Origin of the sequence: Pseudomyxococcus flavus (genome assembly GCF_050038885.1) — a bacterium.
Lineage (GTDB): Bacteria > Myxococcota > Myxococcia > Myxococcales > Myxococcaceae > Myxococcus > Myxococcus flavus.
Genome location: NZ_CP143624.1, coordinates 8429100 through 8449898 on the forward strand (window position 1 = coordinate 8429100; position 20799 = coordinate 8449898).

Annotated in this window: 14 protein-coding genes; 6 read left to right on the top strand and 8 right to left on the bottom strand. The window is 69.1% G+C overall.

What is annotated here, in order from left to right; all coding sequences use genetic code 11:
• The first annotated feature begins 155 nt into the window (after window positions 1–155).
• From VZL07_RS35080 to VZL07_RS35095, 4 genes are all read left to right on the top strand, one after another.
• Window positions 156–1262 carry an isopenicillin N synthase family dioxygenase gene (locus VZL07_RS35080; protein ID WP_426752295.1) on the top strand — a complete coding sequence of 369 codons (1107 nt, stop codon included), beginning with the start codon at window positions 156–158 and terminating at the stop codon, window positions 1260–1262.
• A gap of 699 nt (window positions 1263–1961) precedes the next feature.
• Window positions 1962–4556 carry a response regulator gene (locus tag VZL07_RS35085; protein WP_426752296.1) on the top strand — a complete coding sequence of 865 codons (2595 nt, stop codon included), beginning with the start codon at window positions 1962–1964 and terminating at the stop codon, window positions 4554–4556.
• Window positions 4557–4643: 87 nt separating this feature from the next.
• Window positions 4644–5909, top strand: a complete 1266-nt coding sequence (locus VZL07_RS35090; RefSeq protein WP_426752297.1) for an MFS transporter — start codon at window positions 4644–4646, stop codon at window positions 5907–5909.
• 96 nt (window positions 5910–6005) lie between these two features.
• Window positions 6006–9509, top strand: coding sequence for a pyruvate carboxylase (locus VZL07_RS35095; RefSeq protein WP_426752298.1), 3504 nt, complete (start codon window positions 6006–6008; stop codon window positions 9507–9509).
• 24 nt (window positions 9510–9533) lie between these two features.
• On the opposite strand, the gene VZL07_RS35100 is transcribed toward VZL07_RS35095, so the two are convergent.
• From VZL07_RS35100 to VZL07_RS35130, 7 genes are all read right to left on the bottom strand, one after another.
• Window positions 9534–10007 (bottom strand): Csu type fimbrial protein, encoded by a 474-nt coding sequence (locus tag VZL07_RS35100; protein WP_426752299.1) that lies wholly within the window; start codon window positions 10005–10007, stop codon window positions 9534–9536.
• On the bottom strand, window positions 9991–12345 hold the full coding sequence (locus tag VZL07_RS35105) for a fimbria/pilus outer membrane usher protein (RefSeq protein WP_426752300.1): 2355 nt from the start codon (window positions 12343–12345) through the stop codon (window positions 9991–9993). Before VZL07_RS35105 ends, VZL07_RS35100 begins: the two co-directional genes overlap by 17 nt.
• A gap of 9 nt (window positions 12346–12354) precedes the next feature.
• Window positions 12355–13056, bottom strand: a complete 702-nt coding sequence (locus VZL07_RS35110) for a fimbrial biogenesis chaperone (RefSeq protein ID WP_426752301.1) — start codon at window positions 13054–13056, stop codon at window positions 12355–12357.
• An 84-nt stretch (window positions 13057–13140) separates the two neighbouring features.
• Window positions 13141–13677 carry a fruiting body development fimbrial-like coat protein PRU gene (gene pru / locus VZL07_RS35115; protein WP_426752302.1) on the bottom strand — a complete coding sequence of 179 codons (537 nt, stop codon included), beginning with the start codon at window positions 13675–13677 and terminating at the stop codon, window positions 13141–13143.
• A 458-nt stretch (window positions 13678–14135) separates the two neighbouring features.
• Window positions 14136–15980 carry an N-acetylmuramoyl-L-alanine amidase gene (locus tag VZL07_RS35120; RefSeq protein WP_426752303.1) on the bottom strand — a complete coding sequence of 615 codons (1845 nt, stop codon included), beginning with the start codon at window positions 15978–15980 and terminating at the stop codon, window positions 14136–14138.
• Between the two features lie 85 nt (window positions 15981–16065).
• Window positions 16066–16830 (bottom strand): DUF3592 domain-containing protein, encoded by a 765-nt coding sequence (locus VZL07_RS35125; RefSeq protein WP_426752304.1) that lies wholly within the window; start codon window positions 16828–16830, stop codon window positions 16066–16068.
• A gap of 49 nt (window positions 16831–16879) precedes the next feature.
• Window positions 16880–17902 (bottom strand): DUF3616 domain-containing protein, encoded by a 1023-nt coding sequence (locus VZL07_RS35130; RefSeq protein WP_426752305.1) that lies wholly within the window; start codon window positions 17900–17902, stop codon window positions 16880–16882.
• Window positions 17903–18088: 186 nt separating this feature from the next.
• Between VZL07_RS35130 and VZL07_RS35135 the strand changes: the two genes are divergently transcribed.
• Both VZL07_RS35135 and VZL07_RS35140 read left to right on the top strand, forming a co-directional pair.
• A complete protein-coding gene (locus VZL07_RS35135) occupies window positions 18089–18976 on the top strand; it encodes a DUF6310 domain-containing protein (RefSeq protein WP_426752306.1) in 888 nt (295 codons plus the stop codon).
• Window positions 18973–19728: a DUF5953 family protein gene (locus tag VZL07_RS35140; RefSeq protein ID WP_426752307.1), complete on the top strand. Its 756-nt coding sequence runs from the start codon at window positions 18973–18975 to the stop codon at window positions 19726–19728. Before VZL07_RS35135 ends, VZL07_RS35140 begins: the two co-directional genes overlap by 4 nt.
• A 138-nt stretch (window positions 19729–19866) precedes the next feature.
• On the opposite strand, the gene VZL07_RS35145 is transcribed toward VZL07_RS35140, so the two are convergent.
• Complete coding sequence (locus tag VZL07_RS35145) at window positions 19867–20742, bottom strand: NAD(P)-dependent oxidoreductase (protein WP_426752308.1); 876 nt, start codon at window positions 20740–20742, stop codon at window positions 19867–19869.
• Between the last annotated feature and the right edge of the window lie 57 nt (window positions 20743–20799).

Genomic DNA, 20799 nt, shown 5'->3' on the forward strand with positions numbered 1-20799 from the left:
GGACCGGGCCGCGCAGGGGGAAGCGCAGATTTTGCGCCCGGGCGCCCGCCACACCGGGGATCCCGGATTTGCCGCGCCGCGAGGCTGCCGGAGGGCCCTCCAGCACATCAAGCCCTCCCATTTATTCCCGGGGAGCGGTACACCATGGCCCCACCATGGCCGAGACCCCTTCACTCAACATCCCCACTGTCGACCTCGCCGACCTCGCGTCGAATGACTCTGCTCGCGTCGAACGCGCCGCCGCGGCCATCCGTGAGGCCTTCGGCGTCTTCGGTCTCGTGTACGTGAAGAACCACGGCGTCGACACCCAGGCGCTGAACCGGTTCTACGACGCCTTCGGCGCGTTCATCGCGAAGCCGGCCGAGGAGAAGAAGCCCTACGGCCGCGCCGACATCTGGTACCAGCGCGGCTGGACGCCTCCGAACACCGAGGTCGCGGTCGCCAGCAAGGGCCAGCCGGACTTCAAGGAGTGCTACTTCGCCGCGCCCTACCCCAACGACGCGCAGTCCGCCCTGGAGTTCCCGGAGCTGTACCCGGAGAACGTGTGGCCCCAGAACGCGCCGCCCTACTTCGAGGACGGCCTGATGACGCTGGGCCGCTCCCTCCACGAAGCCGGCCTGAAGCTGCTCCGTGGCTCCGCCGTGGCGTTGGGGCTCCCGGAGAATGTCTTCGCCGAGCTGTGCGAGCGTGCCGCCCACGTCACCCGCGCGCTCCAGTACCTGCCCCTCACCGACGCACAGGTGAACACGGACATCGTCTGGGGCGAGGAGCACACGGACTTCAACCTGCTCACCCTCCTCCCCGGCGGGCGCTTCCTCGACCCGGACGGGCGCCCCGCGCCGGGCCCCGACAACAAGAGCGGCCTCTACCTCCGCACCCGCGCCACGCCCGAGGCGCCGAACGGCATCCAGGTCCGCGGCACCGCGCCCGCCGGGTGCATCGTGGCGCAGGTGGGCCAGCAGCTCGAGATCCTCACGGGCGGTACGTTCCTCGCCACCCCCCACGTCATCACCGCCCCCGGCGTCCCCGGATGGCAGCGCCAGTCGGCCGCGCACTTCATGCACGTGCACACCAACACCGTGCTGTTCCCGCTGGAGAAGTTCCGCAGCCCCGAGGCCATCCGGAACTACGCCCCGCCCGTGCTCGCGGGGACGTATGACATCAAGACGCTGGTGGACATCGGCCTGGCGCCCGCGAGCGCGCTCGACAAGCTGGGATACCGCCACTACGACCGGCTGAACCGCCAGCGCGCTGGCGCGTAGGCCCCCCCAGCGCTTCGAGGCCCCGGAGGAGACGGGGCCTCGCGCACCTCCGCGACAAAGACAAACACAGACACAAGCAATTGTGATCATTTACGGCAATCCATTCAATTCACTGCAACTGATTGCACGAATAAAACACAAACATTTTAATATGCATTTTCCATTTGGTTGATCTGGCGGGATCGCGCTTGGCGTCTGTCATTGAGGAGTCACTGAAAAGGGATTCATGTAGGCATTGCCCCCAGCGAGAGCATCTCGGGCACACCTGATGGTGTGTTCATGTAGGCGCAAGGGGACACCGAAGACTCCTGCTGCAGGCGCCATGGTTCAAGAGCCATCAAGAACTCACTGATGATCTGTTCATGTAGGCATCGCACCTCATGAGTGCAGCTTTGCCCGCCTGGCGAGAAACCGACGACCCGCACGACGCCCCGCCCGCTCGCGACGGCACGACAGCCAGACTGGCTGAAGGTTCGTTCATGTAGGCATCGCACCCCTGTTTCAGGTGCTTGGAACATCTTCCCCCTTGCCTCAGGTTGATCCGGGCCGCCCGGAGCCCTGGAACTTGTCGCCTGTACGACAACTGCCCCATCCCTCCGACCGAGGCCATGGCGGACCGTCGGCAGACCGGTCAAGGGTAGTGCGCCCTACCCGCCTGCCTGCGTCGCTCGCGCACCAGGTCAGGAGTCTCGCCGCACGATGCAGAACACCATCGACTTCAAGACGCTCTTCGACGCCTCGCCGAACCCGTACATGCTGGTGGACCGCGAGCTTCGGTACGTCGCGGCCAACCAGGCGTACCTCCGCATCACCGCGAGCACGCTGGACCGCCTGGTGGGCCGGTACCTCTTCGAAGTCTTCCCGAATGATCCAGACAACCCCGACGACGAGGCCACGCGGCAGCTCCGCGACTCCTTCCTTCGCGTGCTGGAGCGGCGGGTCCCGGACATCCTCGCGCTGATTCCGTATCGCGTCCCTCTGCAGACGGACCAGGGCGTCGTCAGCGAATACCGCTACTGGAGCGCCACCCACATCCCGCTCCTCGATTCCGCGGGCGAGGTGGCCTACATCCTCCAGCACACGGTCGACATCACGGAGCTCAAGCGGCTCCAGGACGCCGTCCGCGCGGTGAACGAGGCGAAGGACGCCGAACCGGCCCCGCGATCCGCCCAGCTGGAAGCGGGCGTGTTCCAGCGTGCCCAGCAGGTACAGGAGACCAACCGCACCCTGGACCTCGAGCGGCGCCACCTCCGCCGGCTGTTCGAGCAGGCCCCGGGCTTCATGTGCTTCCTGCGGGGCCGGGAGCACGTGTTCGAGCTCGCCAACTCGGCCTACCAGCAGCTCGTCGGTCACCGGGACATCGTGGGCAAGCGCATCCGGGAGGCGCTGCCAGAGGTGGACGGCCAGGGCTACTTCGAGCTGCTCGACCGCGTCTTCACCACCGGTGAGGCCTTCGTGGGCCGGGGCATGAAGGTGCTCCTCCAGCGGACGCCCGACGACACGCTCGCGGAGAGCTACGTCGACCTCGTCTATCAGCCCATCATCGAGCCGGACGGCACCATCTCCGGCATCTTCGTCCAGGGCCACGACATCTCCGAGCAGAAGCGCGCCCAGGACGAGCTGCGCCAGTACAAGGACCACCTGGAGGAGCTCGTCCGCGAGCGCACCCGCGCGCTGGAGGAGAGCGAGGCCGAGCGGCGCCAGACGGAGGCCGCCCTGCGGCAGGCGCAGAAGATGGAAGCGGTGGGCAAGCTCACCGGCGGCGTGGCGCACGACTTCAACAACCTGCTCCAGGTCATCGGCGGCAACCTCCAGCTCCTGCTGCGCGACGTGGGAGACAACACCCAGGCCCAGCGCCGGCTGGCCACTGCCATCGGCGCCGTGGAGCGGGGCGCGCGCCTCTCCTCTCAGCTGCTCGCCTTCGCCCGGCGCCAGCCGCTCAACCCCACCGTCATCAACCTGGCCCGCCTGGTGCGCGACATGGACGACCTGCTCCGCCGCGCGCTCGGCGAGGGCGTGGCGCTGGAGACCATCATCGGCGGAGGGCTCTGGAACACCTTCGCCGACCCGAACCAGCTCGAGAACGTCATCCTCAACCTGGCCATCAACGCGCGCGACGCCATGGAGAGCGAGGGCAAGCTGACCGTCGAGGCCGGCAACGCCATGCTGGACGACCACTACGCCCAGCTCCACCCGGACGTGGCCGCTGGCCAGTACGTGATGCTGGCCATCTCCGACACCGGCTGCGGCATGCCACCGGAGGTGATGGAGCGCGCCTTCGAGCCCTTCTTCACCACCAAGCCGGAGGGCCGGGGCACGGGCCTGGGCCTGAGCATGGTGTATGGCTTCGTCAAGCAGACCGGCGGCCACGTCAAGATCTACAGCGAGGTCGGCCACGGGACGACCATCAAGATCTACCTCCCCCGCTCCCTCCAGGCGGAGATGCCTCGCGCCGAACACCTCGCCGAGCCCGTCGAGGGTGGCACCGAGACGCTGCTCGTCGTCGAGGACGACGCGGAGGTGCGGGCCACCGCGGTGGAGATGCTGACGGAGCTGGGCTACCGCGTGCTCAAGGCGTCCGACGGCCAGAGCGCGCTCGCCGTCATCCAGAGCGGCATCCCCATCGATCTGCTCTTCACGGACGTGGTGATGCCCGGCCCGGTGCGCAGCCCGGAGCTGGCGCGGCAGGCCAAGGCGCTCTCCCCGGACATCGAGGTGCTCTTCACGTCGGGCTACACGGAGAACGCCATCGTCCACGGCGGACGCCTGGACCCCGGCGTCCAGCTGCTCAGCAAGCCCTACCGGCGTGAGGACCTGGCGCGGAAGATCCGTCAGCTGCTCGCCGCCCGGCAGCGGCGCATCGCCGAGCGCGAGGCCGCCAACCCGCCGCGGCTGATGCCCCCGCCGCTGCCAGCGGCGGCGCCGCAGAAGCGCGCGCCGCTGCACATCCTCCTCGTGGAGGACGACGAGAACATCCTGATGCCCGCCTGCGAGCTGCTGGAGACGCTGGGACACACCGTGACGGCCGCCACCAGCGCCGAGGCGGCCGCGCCCCTGCTGGCCTCACGCGCCTTCGACCTCCTCTTCACCGACGTGAGCCTGCCCGGCCAGTCCGGCATCGAGCTGGCCCGCCAGGCCGTCCGCAACGCACCGGGGCTGCGCGTCATCATCGCGTCGGGCCACGGCACCAGCGTGGACACCGGCGGCATGGACACGCTCGCGGGCGCCGTCCTCCTGCCCAAGCCCTATGGCCTCTCCCAGCTCGAGCAGGCGCTGGCCCAGGTCACCGCCTGAAGGTGAATTCAGGTTCATGCAGTGCGTCATGCATGAACCACGCGCGGGGCGCTTGCTCCGCGCGCGACAAAGTCCGTTAATCGCCGCATGAAATTCCTGAGAGAGCTCCGCTCGGTCCTCAACCTGACCGTGCTGGTGGCCGGGCTCGGCTACTTCGTCGACCTCTTCGACATCACGTTGTTCGGTGTGGTGCGTGTCGCGTCGCTCAAGGACATCGGCATCACGGACCCGGCCGAGATCCTCCAGAGCGGCCTGCTCATCTACAACGCGCAGATGGTGGGCATGATGGTGGGCGGCCTGCTGTGGGGCGTGCTCGCGGACAAGCGCGGGCGCCTCTCGGTGATGTTCGGCTCCATCCTGCTCTACTCGTTCGCCAACCTGGCCAACGCCTTCGCCTGGGACGTCACCAGCTACGCCGTCTTCCGCTTCCTGGGCGGCGTGGGCCTCGCGGGCGAGCTGGGCGCGGCCATCACCCTGGTCGCCGAGTCGCTGCCCAAGGAGAAGCGCGGCCTGGGCACCACCATCGTCGCCACGCTGGGCATGCTGGGCATCGTCGCCGCGGCCTTCGTCGGCCAGCACCTGAGCTGGAAGACGGCCTACATCACCGGCGGCGTCATGGGCATCGCGCTGCTCTTCGCCCGCTTCAAGGTCTCCGAGTCGGAGCTGTTCTCGAAGAAGACGGACCCGGCGCGCGCCAACCCGCTGCTGCTGCTCACCGGCGGCCGGTTCCTCAAGTACATCTGCTGCATCCTCATCGGCGTGCCCATCTACTTCACCACGGGCATCCTCTTCACCTTCGCCCCCGAGCTCACCGCCGGCCTCAACGTCCAGGGCACGGTGACGGCCGGCAACGCCATCCTCTACGGCTCCATCGGCCTGACGCTGGGCGACCTGCTCGCCGGCGTCTTCAGCCAGTGGCTCAAGAGCCGCAAGCGCGCGGTGGCCATCAACCTCATCGCGGGCTTCCTGCTGATGCTCGTCTACGGCCTGACGCCGGGGCTCACCAGCGCCATGGTGTATGGCCTGAGCTTCCTGATTGGCATCACCGTGGGCTACTGGGCGGTGCTGGTGACCATGGCCGCCGAGCAGTTCGGCACCAACATCCGCGGCACGGTGGCCACCACCGTCCCCAACTTCGTGCGTGGCTCCGCGGCGCTCGCGGCCAGCGGCTTCGCCTACCTCAAGGGCGAGCTGTCCGTGTCCACGGCGGCGCTCATCGTCGGCAGCATCTGCTTCGGTCTGGCGCTGCTGGCCCTCACCCGCATCGAGGAGACGTTCCACCGCGACCTGGACTACGAGGAGACGGCGAACGGCCCGGAGACCGCCCCCCAGGTCTCGCAGTCCAGCACCTGACGCATCTCGCGGCGCGCCGGTCGCGCCGCGCCCTGAATCGGACGTTCGGGCCGCGGGCCGTTGCTCCGCGGCCCGTGGGATGCGTACTGCGCGCACATGGAACATGTGACGCACCGTCCCATCCAGAAGGTCCTCTGCGCCAACCGCGGTGAGATTGCCATCCGCGTCTTCCGCGCCTGTAACGAGCTGGGCATCCGCACCGTCGCCATCTACAGCGACGAGGACCGCACCCACGAGCACCGCCACAAGGCCGATGAGGCCTACCTCGTGGGCCGAGGCAAGCGCCCGGTCGAGGCGTACCTGGGCATCGAGGAAATCCTCGACGTGGCCCAGAAGGCCGGCGTGGACGCCATCCACCCCGGCTACGGCTTCCTGTCGGAGAACGCCGCCTTCGCGGAGGCCTGTGAGCGGCGCGGCATCCGCTTCATCGGCCCCCGCTCCGACGTGGTCCGCACCATGGGCGACAAGGTCGCCGCCAAGCGGCTGGCGGAGGCGGTGGGCGTGCCGGTGGTCCCCGGCGTGACGCTGGAGGGCGACGACGCGCAGGTGCTGGCCCAGGCCCGCGACTTCTTCTCGACACACGGCGGCCCCATCCTGGTGAAGGCGGCGCATGGCGGCGGCGGGCGCGGCATGCGCGTGGTGCGCGAGGCGAAGGCGCTGGAGGACGCGCTGGCCTCCGCGCGCTCGGAGGCGAAGAGCGCCTTCGGCTCGTCGGCGGTGTTCCTGGAGCGCTTCCTGGAGCGCGTGCGGCACATCGAGGTGCAGCTGCTGGGCGACCTCCACGGCAACATCGTCCACCTGCACGAGCGCGACTGCTCGGTGCAGCGGCGCCACCAGAAGGTCATCGAGATTGCCCCCGCCCCCAACCTGGCGCCGGCAGTGAAGGAGGCCCTCTGCGACGCGGCGGTGCGGCTGGCCCGGAAGGCGGGCTACTCCAGCGCGGGCACCGCCGAGTTCCTGGTGGCCCACGACGCCTTCTACTTCATCGAGTGCAACGCCCGGCTCCAGGTGGAGCACACCGTCACCGAGCAGGTGACGGGCGTGGACCTGGTGCAGAGCCAGATTCGCATCGCGGAGGGCTACCGGCTGGACGCGCCGGAGGTGGGCATTGCCCGGCAGGAGGACGTGGTGCCCCGTGGCTACGCGGTGCAGCTGCGCGTCACCACCGAGGACCCGGCCAACCAGTTCATGCCGGACGCGGGCATCATCACCGCCTGGCGCGCGGCCACCGGCTTCGGCATCCGCCTGGACGGCTCCAACGGCTACACCAACGCCGTCATCTCGCCCTACTACGACTCCATGCTGGTGAAGGTCATCGCCTACGCGCCCACCTTCCAGGGTGCGGTGATGAAGGGCCAGCGCGCCCTGCGCGAGTTCCGCATCCGCGGCGTGAAGACGAACCTGCCCTTCCTGGAGAACGTGCTGGCGCACCCCGCCTTCCAGCAGGGCGAGACGTACACCCGCTTCATCGACGAGACGCCCGAGCTGTTCCACCTGGAGCCCCGCCGCGACCGCGCCACCAAGCTGCTCCAGTACCTGGGCGACGTCACCGTCAACGGCCACCCCACCATCAAGAAGCCGCAGCGGCTCAGCCCCACGCAGTTCCTGGAGCCGCGCCTGCCGGTGACGCCGCCCGGCCCCGTGCCCCGGGGCACCGCGCAGATTCTCGCGGAGAAGGGCCCGCGCGGGCTGGCCGACTGGGTGCTGGCCCAGAAGCGCGTGCTGCTGACGGACACCACCATGCGGGACGCGCACCAGTCCCACCTGGCCACGCGCATGCGCACCCGCGACATCCTCCGCGTGGCGCCGGCCACCGCGCACCTCGCCTCGGAGCTGTTCAGCCTGGAGAGCTGGGGCGGCGCCACCTTCGACACCGCCTACCGCTTCCTCAACGAGGACCCCTGGGCCCGCCTGCGCGCGCTCAAGGCCGCCGCGCCCAACCTGCTCCAGCAGATGCTCCTGCGCGGCGCCAACGCGGTGGGCTACACAAGCTACCCGGACAACGTGGTGGAGGCCTTCATCGACGAGGCGGCCGAGGCCGGTGTGGACGTGTTCCGCATCTTCGACAGCCTCAATGACCTGGGCAGCATGGAGGTCTCCATCCGCCGTGTGCTGAAGACGGGCAAGGTGGCGGAGGTGGCCATCTGCTACACGGGTGATGTCGCCAACCCCAAGCGCACGAAGTTCACGCTGGACTATTACGCGGACCTGGCGCGTCGCATCGAGGACACCGGCGCGCACTTCCTCTGCATCAAGGACATGGCGGGCCTGCTGCGCCCGCGCGCCGCGGCCATGCTGGTGCGGCGGCTGCGCGAGGTGACGCGGCTGCCCATCCACCTGCACATGCACGACACGTCCGGCAACGGCATCGCCAGCTACCTGGAGGCCATTGAGCACGGCGTGCACGTGGTGGACGTGGCGCTGGGCAGCATGGCGGGCCTGACGAGCCAGCCCAGCCTCAACGCGCTGGTCAGCGCCCTGCGCGGCCACCCGCGCGAGACGGGCCTGGCCAACGCGCGGCTCCAGCCGCTGGCCAACTACTGGGAGGACGTGCGCGAGTACTACGCCCCCTTCGAGAGCGGCCTCAAGAGCACCACCAGCGAGGTGTACTACCACGAGATTCCCGGCGGCCAGTACTCCAACCTCCGGCCGCAGGTGGCGGAGATGGGGCTCTTGAGCCGGTGGAACGACGTGAAGGACGCCTTCGCGCTGGTCAACGTGCTGGTGGGTGACATCCCCAAGGTGACGCCTTCCTCGAAGATGGTGGGCGACTTCGCCATCTTCCTGCTCAAGAACGACCTCACCGTGCGCGCCTCCACGCTGGCGGAAGCAGCGGCGCGCACCCGCGAGAAGCTCATCGAGGAGGCGCCGCGCCTGGACTTCCCCTCCAGCGTGGTGGGCTACTTCCGGGGCGAGCTGGGCCAGCCGCCCAACGGCTTCCCGGAGGACCTCCGCGCCGCGGTGCTCAAGGGCCTGCCCCGCGTGGAGGGCCGCCCCTCCGCGAGCATACCGCCGCTGGACCTGGACGCGCTCCAGCGAGAGCTGTCCGAGAAGACGGGCCATGCGCTCACCCGCGTGGACGCCATCTCCAGCGCGCTCTACCCGCGCGTCATGGCCGGCTACCTGGAGGACCTGGCCCGCTACGAGGACGTCTCCATCCTCGACACGCCGAACTACTTCTATGGGATGGAGGTGGGCCAGGAGATCTGGGTGGACCTCGAGCCGGGCAAGACACTGGTCATCAGCCTGTCCGCGGTGGGCGAGCCCGACGAGGAAGGCGTGCGCACCGTCTACTTCGCCCTCAATGGCCACAACCGCACCGTGCTGGTGAGAGATCGCAGCCGGGCCGCCGCCGTGGAGTCCCGCCGCCAGGCGGACCGCGCCAACCCGAACCACGTGGCCGCGAGCATGCCGGGCACCGTCATCGCCCTGCACGTCAAGGCGGGAGACCCCGTGGAGGCGGGCGCCCCGCTCGTCACCCTGGAGGCGATGAAGATGGAGACGGTGGTGCGAGCGCCGCGCGCGGGCGCCGTGGCGGAAGTCGTCCCGGCGCTCAAGGCCGCCGTCCAGGGCGGCGACCTGCTGGCCGTGCTCCAGTAGGCGCGATGGAGGTGACGGTGACCGTCAGAAGGTCACCGTCATCACCAGCGTGTCCGAGTAGGCCCCCGCGGGGATGGCCTGCTGCGCCGGGATGCGCCCGTAGATGGGCACCGTCACTTCCTCGCCGAACACCGGAATCACGGGCCCGTAGCGCCCCGTGCCCGACGCGCCGTTGCCCCAGATGAGCTGCCGCGTCGCGTCCAGGTACAGGTTGTACTGCAGGCGCTGGGCCCCCGGCCCCGCCATGCTGCGCGAGGCATAGGTCCCCGAGCCTCCAGTGCTGATGTCGATGGTGACGGGGGTGATCTGCCCCTCGCACCGGTAGGTGATGCTGCCCGCCGAGTCCCGGGGCATCAGGTCCGTGGTGAGGTAGGTACCGAAGCTCACCCCCACCGAGTTGCGTATCTGGCAGACGGCGCCCGCCAGCCCTGGGAGGAGCCCACACACTCCCGCCACCACGAGCGCCGCCGCCCGCGTCGCCCTACTTCGCCTCGTCATGGACACACCTCACGGTTCCCAGGTCGATGACCCTGCCCTCGACGGATGGAACGTCCAGCGAGGTCGTACAGCGGCCCTTGGGGTAGACGACTGAGGCTGGCACACGGCCCTCTGGCAGGCCCACCAGCTCGAACTCGCCGTTCCAGCCGATGGGCGAGCTCCACTTCTCCCCGTCCTTCTCCACGCGAATCTCGCCGTAGGACAGCCAGCGCGTGTCCTCCGCGGACGCGATGGTCACCTTGCCGCGATACGCGCGCACCGTCTGTGTCTTGAAGTCCAGCACCACGCCGCCGCGCGGGTACGTGGCCACCACCTGCTCGGTGGACGGGATGTAGACATCCAGCGGCACCTCGTGGTCCGACAGCGAGAGGCGGTTGGTGTTGTAGGACTGGAGCCGCGTCACCACCAGCTCGCCGTTGGCATCGGTGCGGCCGATGACGTGGTTGTTCAGCCGCACGCCCACGCCCTCCACGCCCTTCACCCGGACCAGCGCATAGCCCTGGTCCACCGCGCGGGTGGGGCGCACGCGCCCACCAATCAGGACCAGGCCGCCGGCCACCTCGCCCGTGGCCGCCATCCGACCCTCGAACCACTCCGCGCCCGCCGAGACACGCCCCACGTTGAATTCGTAGTCCGCGCGCGCCATGGCCTGGTCCACCGCTCCCAACCGGCCCTGAACCTGGTAGCCCAGGCCGCCCTCCATGGGCACCGAGCGGGAGATGTCCACCGACGTGGTGCCCTCCTCGCCTCGCAGGCCCTGCGAGTGCCCCAGCGTGCCCGTGGTGCGGGAATCGAAGATGATGTTCAGGTACGCCATGCCCTCCAGGGCGGACTGACCGAGCTCGGAGCGGCTCCGGCTGGCGGAGAAGGACACCGTCGACCAGTCCGTCAACCGCGCGGAGGTGGTGGCCCCCAGCCACGTCGTCCACCCGGCGCGCTCGTAGCGCGACAATATCGCCTGGCCGCCCACGCTGACGTTCTGCCCCAGGGCGATGAAGAGCGACCCGCCCGTCTCCACCGTGGGGTGGTCGTCATCCAGCTCGAGGCTGGTGTGGGTATAGGACGTGTTCATGCCCCGGCCGAACACGGAGCCGCCCACCCAGCGGCGCTGGAGCGAGTAGACGATGCCGGCCGCGAGGCCCGTGCGCCGCTTGCTGCGGCTGATGGCCTGGGACAGCTCCAGCTCGCCGAAGGGCAGCTGGAAGAGCTGCAGCGCGCCGGTGCTGACCATGTCGGGGGCCAGCTCCAGCCGCACCCCCGGCGTCAGCCACGGCGTGGCCCCCATGCGGAAGGTGCCCAGGAGCAGCGGACGGCCGAAGTCGAAGTTGTAGAGGTTGGCATTCTCTCGCTCGATGCCCGCGGAGAGCCGGTAGTCCGCCACGCCCGGAGAGAGCTGCTGCCCGCTGAGGTAGTACGACGTGTTCACCTCGCTGGCGCGGCCAAAGGCATCCCGGATGACATACCGCGTGTTGCCCTCGCCCCGGGGCACCGTGAGGTTCTCCAGGCGGAACGGGCCCGGCGGCAGCTCGGTGCGCCGCACCAGGTGGTTGTTGACGTAGACCTCCAAGGTGGAGGGCGTGCTCACGTCGCCCGCGTAGTCCTGCATGGGGTTGCGGACGAAGTATGGATTCATCTCGAAGGAGCGCATGAGGTGGAAGCCGGCCACCACCGCGCCGCCGCCCAGCACGCCGCCAAAGCCCGTGGACTCACCGGCGATGGCGCGCACCATCTGTCTAGGGAAGTCCAGCGTCAGCTGGGTGAGGCCCCGCAGGGGGGCCGAGCCCGGCCGCCATCGCGCCTGCGTCGTCAGCAGGCCCCGCCCCACCGACGCGCCAGCCTCACCAAAGAAGGTCAACGTGGTGTTGCGGGCGTGCGCCGCGTAGTTGAAGAAGCCGCTGGCGCCGCCACGGACGGCATAGTCGGCAGGCATTTGCGGTCCCAGGTTGATGCGCGTCTGGGTGAATGCGGACGCAGGCAGCTCGCAGCTGAGGCTCACGGTCTGCTCGTCCAGGTGGCACCGCCCGAGCGGCGCCAGGGATTGAGCGGAGATGTATGTCTTTCCTTCGATGACCTCCTGGCGGCCCCCGAGCGCCACCAGGTCCACGCCATGGGACTCGAGCACGGCCGCGGGCAGCAGCACGTCTCCGTCCCGGAGCATGGGGAAGGTGGCGCCACGCGGGACGCCGTTCAGCGTGAAGTCCGCGACGATGGGCATCGGCGGCGCGGACAGGGGGGCCGCCGGGCCCTGCGCGAGCGCCGGCATGGACCCCAGCGAGAGTAACAAGGCCAGTGCCGTGCGCACGGGCGCACGGGGTACCACGAGGCGGGCCGGGTCCATGACACGCCATCAGCGAGCGCAGGGCGAGGGAGTGGTCACCGGAGAGGTCTGACGGAGCACGCCCTGGTCGGTCTCCATCTCGACTTCCACCGTGCGGACCTTCCGGCAGGTCTTGCCAGCGACGTCCATGGCGTAGACCTGCGAGTCGCCCGCCAGCACGTACCAGCCAGGCTCCTCCTGTTCGACCAGCCGCTTGCCCTTCTCGTCGAGCCCCCGGACCCGCAGGTTCCGGATGAAGAAGTTCACCGTGCCCGGGTTCTTCACCCGGACGTGGAACTTCGACTCGCGCAGCACGGCTTCTTCGATCTGGCCTTGAATGGTCTTCTTCTTGGGCGCGACGAAAACGGGAATCGATACTCGGGTCAGGACATTCAACCCAGTGGCCTGGGTCGTGGGCTGAAGCGGGGGAAGCTCCTCCACGACGATACGGAAGGAGCGTTCGGTCTCCTGTGGAGCCGAGGAGCTGCCCACCCGGATGGGGCGGGACTCCCCGGGCTCCAACGTCAACAAGGAGGGGAAGAAGAACAGGTCCTGCGTCGGCGCGAGCGACATGCGCCCTTCTTCGTCCTGGACCCAGGAATAGACAGAGGCTTGGAAGCGTGTGGTCTCGGTACCCTTGTTCCTCACGTTCATCACCACGCCACGGGTGCCTGAATCCAACTCGAGCCGGACCGGGCTGACGTCGAGCTCCGCGGCGCTCGCCGTTCCCATGGAGGTCCATTCCAGGGCAGCCGTGAACATCAGGCCGCCAGTCCAGGACAGAAGACGGTTACGCATGTGTTATCGCCCTCCGAATCAGAACGTGATGGTGGCGACGACGGTGTCGTTGTAGGTGCCGGACGGAACGTTCTGGCCGCGCGGGACCGTGCCGTACACCAGCACGGGCACGGGCAGGCCGGTGCCGAGGAACGGGAGGCCCGTGCCGGCGGTGTTGCCCCACACGATGAGCCGGGTGATGTCCTGGTACAGGTTGTAGGCGAGGTAATCCGCCGAGGCCGTGTTGCGCATCCGGCGCAGCGGCGCCGCGTCCGTCGAGCCCGCGGCCGGGTGCAGGCCCTGGCCCAGGGTGATGACCGCGGTGCCGAGCAGGGTGCACTGCACGCTCAGCGCGCCCGTGCCGAACAGGTCGACGCCCAGCGCGGAGTTGACGACGATGGGGTCGTAGGTGCCGAAGTTGAGCGTGCCGCCGCCGCCGCCAGAGCCGATGCTGCAGGAGCCACCGACGTTGGCGGTGACGTTCAGGTTGGCGGTGGCGGTGGCAGCCTCGGCCGAGAAGGTGGCGAGGGACGCGGCGGCGGTGACGGCGGCGACGGCGGTCTTGATTGCGTTCATTGAGGTGCTTGCTCCATCGAGCGGCCGGTGAATTCCGGCTCGCGACGGGGCATTGCAACCGGCTCGCCGCGCCTCGAGCGGCCCGGAGCACCCCTCCCTTCAGCGCATGTCGCACCAATGCCTTGCAAACGCCGCCAGGCCATGCCTGAAATTTGTATATTGTTTGCTTTTACAACGGGACGCACACATGACCCTGGAGGGAGCCCTTCAGGGAGGGACGGACAGGCTTCGTGGCCCGCCCCGGTCCGCTGGCACGCGGCTTCCTGTGACGGCGGCTACCCAGCGGGGACAAATCCGTTCCCCGGCCAGGGAAGGAATATTCCCACCCGGGAGACGCCAGGCACGAACGTGTCCACCGGCGTCGTGCCGATGACACGCGCGCGCCATCGCCGAATGGAAGTGAACTGCCCAGCAAGTCCCTCGTTGCGGAGCAGGCGGACGAGCACGCGACGCGCGCTTCAGTCCACCTTCGCCACGCGGCGACGGTCGCCGAGGAACTCCTCGACGCCCTGGGCAATCGCCTTGGCGACCTGCGACTGATAGACCTTGGACTTGAGACGGGCCTCTTCGTCTGGGTTCGAGAGGAACGACGTCTCCACCAGGATGGCCGGCATCTTCACGCCCAGCAACACATAGAACAGCGCCTCTTTGTGGCCCAGGTCGCGGACGTTCTTGTACTTGCTGGACAGCTCCGACACGAGGTTGCGCTGCACGAGGTTCGCGAGCCGGGAGGACTCCTCGGTGTTTGCCTTTGTCGCCAGGTCCGCCAGGATGAACTGGAGGTCGCTGATGCCCTTCTCCGACGACGCGTTCTCCCGCGCGGCCAGGCGGATGGAGTAGCGGTCCGCGGACGTGTTGAGCGTGTACGTCTCGATGCCGCGCAGCGTGCGCTTCTCCGCCGCGTTGCAGTGGATGGAGATGAACAGGTCGCCGTGCTCCGCGTTGGCGAACTTCGCGCGGTCCTCCAGGCGGATGAACCGGTCGTCATCGCGGGTGAGCACCACCTCCAGGCCCTTCTCTCGCAGCTCCTCCGCCAGCTTGAGGGAGATGGACAGCGCCACGTCCTTCTCGCGCGTGCCCCCCTTGCCGATGGCGCCCGTGTCATGGCCGCCGTGGCCCGGGTCGATGATGACGCGCCGGACCTTCAGGCCGAGCTGCTCGACCAGCGTGAGCTCCATGCTGCGCGACTGCTTCGCCACGGCCTTCAGCCGGGCCTGCGCCACCTTGTCGTCCACGGGCCGGGTGATGGGCTTCGGCGGCTCGGCCGCGGCCGGCGCCTTCGCCTCGGCGGACGCGGGCTTCGAGGCCATGGCCGCCGCCACCACCGCGTCCAGGTTCTTCTCCCGCGACGGCTCCCGCGAGATCTTCTCGATGGCCGCCACCAGCGAGGACGCCGGGCGCTCCGCGGGGGGCGCGGCCTGAACGTCGGGGGAGGCCGCGTCCGCCACGGCCGTGGCGTCGCCGGACGTGGCGCCCTTGCCCGGGGACGAAGCAGCGCTCGACGCGGTGGCCGAGTCCGACGCGCCCGCCTCGCCCGGTGCGGAGCCCTTGCTGGAGGCCGTCGCGGCGCTCGAGCCGCCAGCGCCGGAGTCGTTCGACGCGGTGGCCTTGTCCGCCGCGGCCGTGGCCTTGGAGCCCTTGGAACTGGAGTCGCTCGACGCGGTGGCGGCCTTTCCGTGGCCAGAAGCCTCGCCCTTCGCCTCGTCCTGGGCGGAGCCCTTGCCAGCGCTGCTGGACGCAGGCGCCTTCGCCACGGCGGGCGCGGCCTTGCGCGGCGCAGGGGGCGGCGCCTTGGGCGCGGGCAGCGAGGCCAGCAGCTCCCGCATCTCCCGCGCCTTGTCGCCCTTGCCGTTGACGGCCAGCGTCTGCGTGAGGATGCGGCGGGCGGCGTCCGGCTGGTCCAGCCGGTGGACGTGAATCTTCGCGAGCGCCAGCGCGCCGTCGTCCGACAGCCGGTGCTTCGGGTAGCCCTCCACCAGCTTGGTGTAGTCCGTGATGGAGGCCTTGAGGTCGTCCTCCACGAAGGAGATGCGGCTGAGCTCCTGGAGCAGCTCGGCCGCCGTGAAGAGCGCGTCCGGCGCCCGGTCCGACTTGGGGAAGCGCGCGGCCACGGACTCGAAGCGAGCGGCCACGTTGAGCCAGTGGTGGCGCAGCTTGCGCCGGGCGGCGTCGTCCTTCAGCGCGTAGTAGACCTTGCGCGCGCCCTGGTAGGCCTCCTCGGCCTCATCGCGCCGGGCGGCCCCGACCCCGCTCGGGACGAGCAGCAGCAGCACGGGCAGCACGATGACGAGGCGCGAGTGCATGGGGTTCCTCCGGGTGGGTGCGAGCTACAGGCGTGTGTCACACAGCCCCACCCCCCCGGCAAATTTTCGGCCCCCACCATCCGTCTCAGCGGAGCCACCCCAGGACACCCGCGAGGTCCTGGTCGATGACGCGCGCCCAGCCCGGCTGCCGGGGCACCACCGCCGCCAGCACCTTCTCCCCGTTGCGCACCGGCGCCCGGCCCGGCCGCACCCGGGCCCGAACCTCGTGTTTCACGTCCTGCCGGAAATAGTGGGCGGGAAAGGACACCTCGCCTCGGGACTCGGGCAGCGGCCCGTCCGGTGTCAGCCACACCAGCGCCCCCAGCCGCAGGGGCTCCACCTCCGAGCGCCACAGCCGCCGCAGCTCCCAGACGAAGAGTCCCACCGCCACCAGCACGCCCAGGCCGATGCCCCAGGGTAGCAGCCCCACCCGCAGCGCCCGGGAGCGGGCGAAGCCGGCCTCCCGGGGCCGGTCCGGCATGGCGGGGTCCACCAGCAGCGTCACCCGGGCGCCCCGCCCCAGGCCCTCGGCGTACTCGGCGAAGGTCCGCACGCCGGACACGGAGTGCTCCACGGTGTCGAACGTATAGAGGACCTCCAGCGTCCCCTCTCCGCCATCCCGGTCCTCCGGGGGCGGCAGGCGGGAGGCCACGACCAGGCCTTCCACTTCGGAGGCCCGGGAGGCGAAGCCCTGCTCCTCCACGAAGTAGCGCCCGGCCCAGCCCGCGCCCGCGCCCAGGACCGCCACGGCCAGCAGGCCCAGGAGCGCGCCCCGCACCAGGCGCCCCACGGCGCCGGGGACCTGCTTCAGTTGGACCTGCCGGGGAGCGTGCGGAATGGCCAGCTGCATAGGGCCCCGCAGCCTACTCCAAGCGCGAGGCTCCCACGCATCCGCGGCCTCACGGCGACGGCGGCAGCCGGACCCAGACGCCCCGGAAGCGCTTGCGCGACGCGTCCTTCAGCTTCTTGCACGCGACGCCGTCCACCTGCGCCGTGCCGTCGTCGCTGAGGAGGAGAATCTCGTCCTCCTCCTCGGGGGTGAAGAAGGCCTCCGGGTTGAGGCCCGCCAGGTTCACCGCGTCCACGGCCACCGGCGCGTCCGAGCCGCCGCGCCAGGTGAAGAGGCGCGAGGTGGCCTCGCTCGCCGTGCCGCCGCTGATGATGAGGTAGCGCCCGCGCCACCACGACAGCGAGCGCACGCCCATGCCGCCCAGGTCCAGTTGCACCGGTGCCCCCAGCGCCGCCCGGGCCCCCTCCTCCACCAGCGCCACCGGGTTGTGGATGGGCACCAGCAGCGCCTTGCCTTCGGGCACCGGGCTGCGGAAGCCCACGAGGATGGAGCGCCCGTCCGGCATCGCCGTCATGCCCTCGATGTTCAGCCCACCGGGGGCCTTGGGCGCCTTGGCCTCGGCGCCGTCCAGCGCGAAGCGAGCGAGCTGTGGATCCGCGAGCATGTCATCCAGCAGCTGCGTGTAGGGCCGCCCCACCAGCCGGGGCCCGGCCTCCGACTCCTCGGTGGCGAAGAAGCGCAGGCGGCTGGGCGCCTTCTTCCCGGAGCTGTTGCGGCCGTGGGACGTCAGCCAGAAGGAGCGTCCGGCCAGCCCTGTGGCGGCCTCGATGTCCGCCTCGGGGGGCTTCTTCTTCGCGCGCGGGAGCTCCAGGTCCGGGGACAGGTCCACGCTCTGCACCGGCGGGCCGCCCCGACGGGCGTCATAGACGCGGAGGATGTTGTCCTCGTCGTCGCCCACCACGAACAGGTTGCCCCCGAGCGCCACCGCGCCGGAGGCGTCACACATGCCCTCGAAGACGAGCACCTCGCGGCCCGCCACGGACGTGGCGGCCGCCGTGCCGGGCCGCTCACCCGCCCCGCGCGCTGAACATCCCAACACCACGAGACCCATGCAGACTGGCAGCAGCTTCATGGCCCCACTCATGGTCACGATCGGCGCAAGCCGGGAGTGGCTCGGCGACGAATGTGCCATGAACGACACCCAGGCCGTCTCACACCCACATGTACCGGGTATCCCGTCCAGCAAGGCAGGCTGGCATACTCCAGCGCGGGCCGTCCCTGTCGGGCAGCTCACTGGCTTGACCGAAAGGACGTGACCATGCGGCCCCGCGCCTGCGCCGCGCTCCTGCTCTTCCTCGGAGCATGCGCAACGTCGGCACCAAGCCCAAGGGAGCGCATGCCCCGAGACCCATGGCTCGCCAACCTTCAGCGAGCAGCAACGCTGCCATGGCGGGATGAGGGGCGGTGCGTCGTCCGTGAAGCTGCCCAGCCTTGGCCGGTGCTGGCGGAGCGGTGCTTTCGAGCGCTCGACCACGTCCGAGTCCGGTTCCACGATCTGACGGGACGGTGCGCCGTTGCCTCGGCCGGCGCGGCTGCCGTCGGAATCGGACTCTGCGTCTTGGCTGCGCCCGAGATCGCCGTGGGCGCAATCATTGTCGTTGGCGCAGTGGTAGTGGGAGTCGCCATCAAAGAAGCACTGGATGCATATGAAGCAGAGCCCGCGCTCCAGACGAAGCCCATTCCACCGGCCCACGCTTCGAAACGGAGACTTGAGCCCAAGCCCTCAGGCCAAGACTGGCTCCCCCCAGTGCCGACCGATCCACCGGACCGGGTACGCAGCCAGCGCTGCGAACCGGTCCCAGTGCCTCACCGAGGTGGCGACGAAGCCCATGACACGTGCGCTGACAGCTTCCCACCCAACCGCTATCCAGGGATGGACGTATTCGTTGCCGGCAAACATTTCGACGCGCTACAAGTCGGTGTGCGCGTGTTGTGGGAAATCAAGACCGACCAATTTGACACATACAGTCCGTTCCTCCAGCAGCAGGTGATCGAAAATCAAGTGGAGGAACTACGAGAAGAGCGCGGCATCGCTGCGTCCTGTGGGTATGGGTTCGTCGTGGGAGTGAGCACCGAAGCGCATCAAGAAGCGCTGGAGTTCCAGGCGCCCGAGCTCAATATCGTCGTCACGGGGTGCACGCGATGACCCGACGTAAAACCCTCGGCATCATCGTCTACGCGCCCGCGCTCGCGGACAACGACAGCCGCTCGCTCGCCATCATCCAAGGGATGGAGCGGGCGCTGGTCGGCTTGCGTCTGGCGTGGAAGGTTTCCAAGGAGGGTCAGCCCGTCGCATTGCCGCAACGCGACGCATGGCTGACTGCAGGAACTCAGAAGGGGAAGTTTCCTTTGGTGTGCAACGGCGACGAAAGCCACCCCGTAACGATTTACGGAATGCAAACCCCAGCGCATCAAGCCCCGGGTGCTCAACCGTTACTGGACGTCCACGCCGAGCTGCCGCTGGACGATGCCGTGATTGCGGCCGCGGAGAACGTGCTGGAATGCGTGGCCCATGGCGCCCAGGCATTCTGGGGCCATGCGACCCCCTTCAGCGCGGGGCTGGAAATCGCACGGCAGACAATCGATCCGGTGCACAAGCCAGGGGTTCCGCCACGAGGGCTACCGGCACTCAAACTCCCAGAGAAAATCCGCTCGCCCGCGATTCCGCATCGCCTGGGCTGGCTGAACTACTGGTCTGCCGCTGCCGCTCAGGCCATCGGGTTCCCAGACCCGCCCCGGGACAAGGCCCTGCTCTCCCGGGCGCGGCGCACGTTGTCGGGCGGATGGGTCGTGAGACTCACAGAGGCACCGCTCAATCTGGACGACCCAGCCCATCTGGCCGAGCTCCGTCGAGCATATGAACGATTCCCCGAGATTGGCGGTCGTGCAGAAGAGTAACCATCCGTGCTGAGTCCCCAAAGGCTTCGCTGATTGGCGGGCCGCCTGGGACCTGTCACGCCAAGCCGGGCCCCGTGGCTCGGAAGCGCGTCACCAGCAGGGTGCTTCCGAGCTGTGCTTCAGCGCCCCGTGCTCCGTTCAACGCAGGAAGCGAGAGAGCACCGCGAAGTCGTCCGGTGCGTGCCCCGACTTCAACGCCTTCTGGAAGAACACCTCCATGGCGTCGGGAATGCTCCGGTCGATGTTGCTCTCCTCGCACAGGTCCAGCAGGTGCTTGAACGCGATGTGGTGGACCTCCAGGGACGCGAGGGTCGCCTCGTCACCGTTCAGGCGGTCGTCGATGATGCGGGCCATGAGGTCGCGTTCGGCGCCGTCAACGACGGGGACCGTTGCCAGGATGTACGTCCTCAGCGTCTCGAACGAGAGTTTCTCCGCCCGGGCGATGGCCACCGCCTGGAGGACGCCGAACAACGAGCCCCACATCTTGAAGAGCAGCGCGCTGTCCAGCGTGGACGCATGGCCCACGTCCTCGCTCACATGCTGCGTGTTACCGCCGAGCGCGAGGAGGACGGGCTTGTACCGTTCGAACAGCGAGGTCGGCCCGGCGTACAGCAGAGTGCCTTCCGGCTGGCCGATGAAGTTCGGCGTCCCCATGATGGCGCCATCCAGGTAGGCGATGCCGTGCTGGCTCGCCCACTGCGCCTGCTCTCGCGCCAGCGCCGGCGAGCCGGAGGTGAGCTGCACGAGCAACTTCCCGCGCAGCGCCTGCGTCACCTCGTCGGGTCGTAGCAACTGGTCGCTGATGTCGTAGTCCGTCACGTTCACCACCACCACTTCAGCGGCGGCGACCGCATCCTTCACGCTCGTCGCGATGCGCGCTCCCTGTGCGGCCAGCGGTGCGCACTTCGCGGGCGTGCGGTTCCACACCGTCGTGGGATACCCCTGCTCGAGGAACGCCTTGACCAGTGCGGAACCCATGCGGCCCGCGCCAACAACCGTGATCTGCGTCTGCATGTTCATGTCTCCTGAGGGGACGAATCAGCGCCGGACGCGGCCACCATGTTCGGGCAG

What these genes read in the sequence shown, in the direction of transcription:
- VZL07_RS35080 (WP_426752295.1), top strand. Translation starts at nt 156, where the DNA reads ATGGCCGAGACCCCTTCACTCAACATCCCCACTGTCGACCTCGCCGAC.
- VZL07_RS35085 (WP_426752296.1), top strand. Translation starts at nt 1,962, where the DNA reads ATGCAGAACACCATCGACTTCAAGACGCTCTTCGACGCCTCGCCGAAC.
- VZL07_RS35090 (WP_426752297.1), top strand. Translation starts at nt 4,644, where the DNA reads ATGAAATTCCTGAGAGAGCTCCGCTCGGTCCTCAACCTGACCGTGCTG.
- VZL07_RS35095 (WP_426752298.1), top strand. Translation starts at nt 6,006, where the DNA reads ATGGAACATGTGACGCACCGTCCCATCCAGAAGGTCCTCTGCGCCAAC.
- VZL07_RS35100 (WP_426752299.1), bottom strand. Translation starts at nt 10,007, where the DNA reads ATGACGAGGCGAAGTAGGGCGACGCGGGCGGCGGCGCTCGTGGTGGCG.
- VZL07_RS35105 (WP_426752300.1), bottom strand. Translation starts at nt 12,345, where the DNA reads ATGGACCCGGCCCGCCTCGTGGTACCCCGTGCGCCCGTGCGCACGGCA.
- VZL07_RS35110 (WP_426752301.1), bottom strand. Translation starts at nt 13,056, where the DNA reads ATGGGAACGGCGAGCGCCGCGGAGCTCGACGTCAGCCCGGTCCGGCTC.
- pru (WP_426752302.1), bottom strand. Translation starts at nt 13,677, where the DNA reads ATGAACGCAATCAAGACCGCCGTCGCCGCCGTCACCGCCGCCGCGTCC.
- VZL07_RS35120 (WP_426752303.1), bottom strand. Translation starts at nt 15,980, where the DNA reads ATGCACTCGCGCCTCGTCATCGTGCTGCCCGTGCTGCTGCTGCTCGTC.
- VZL07_RS35125 (WP_426752304.1), bottom strand. Translation starts at nt 16,830, where the DNA reads ATGCAGCTGGCCATTCCGCACGCTCCCCGGCAGGTCCAACTGAAGCAG.
- VZL07_RS35130 (WP_426752305.1), bottom strand. Translation starts at nt 17,902, where the DNA reads ATGAAGCTGCTGCCAGTCTGCATGGGTCTCGTGGTGTTGGGATGTTCA.
- VZL07_RS35135 (WP_426752306.1), top strand. Translation starts at nt 18,089, where the DNA reads ATGCGGCCCCGCGCCTGCGCCGCGCTCCTGCTCTTCCTCGGAGCATGC.
- VZL07_RS35140 (WP_426752307.1), top strand. Translation starts at nt 18,973, where the DNA reads ATGACCCGACGTAAAACCCTCGGCATCATCGTCTACGCGCCCGCGCTC.
- VZL07_RS35145 (WP_426752308.1), bottom strand. Translation starts at nt 20,742, where the DNA reads ATGCAGACGCAGATCACGGTTGTTGGCGCGGGCCGCATGGGTTCCGCA.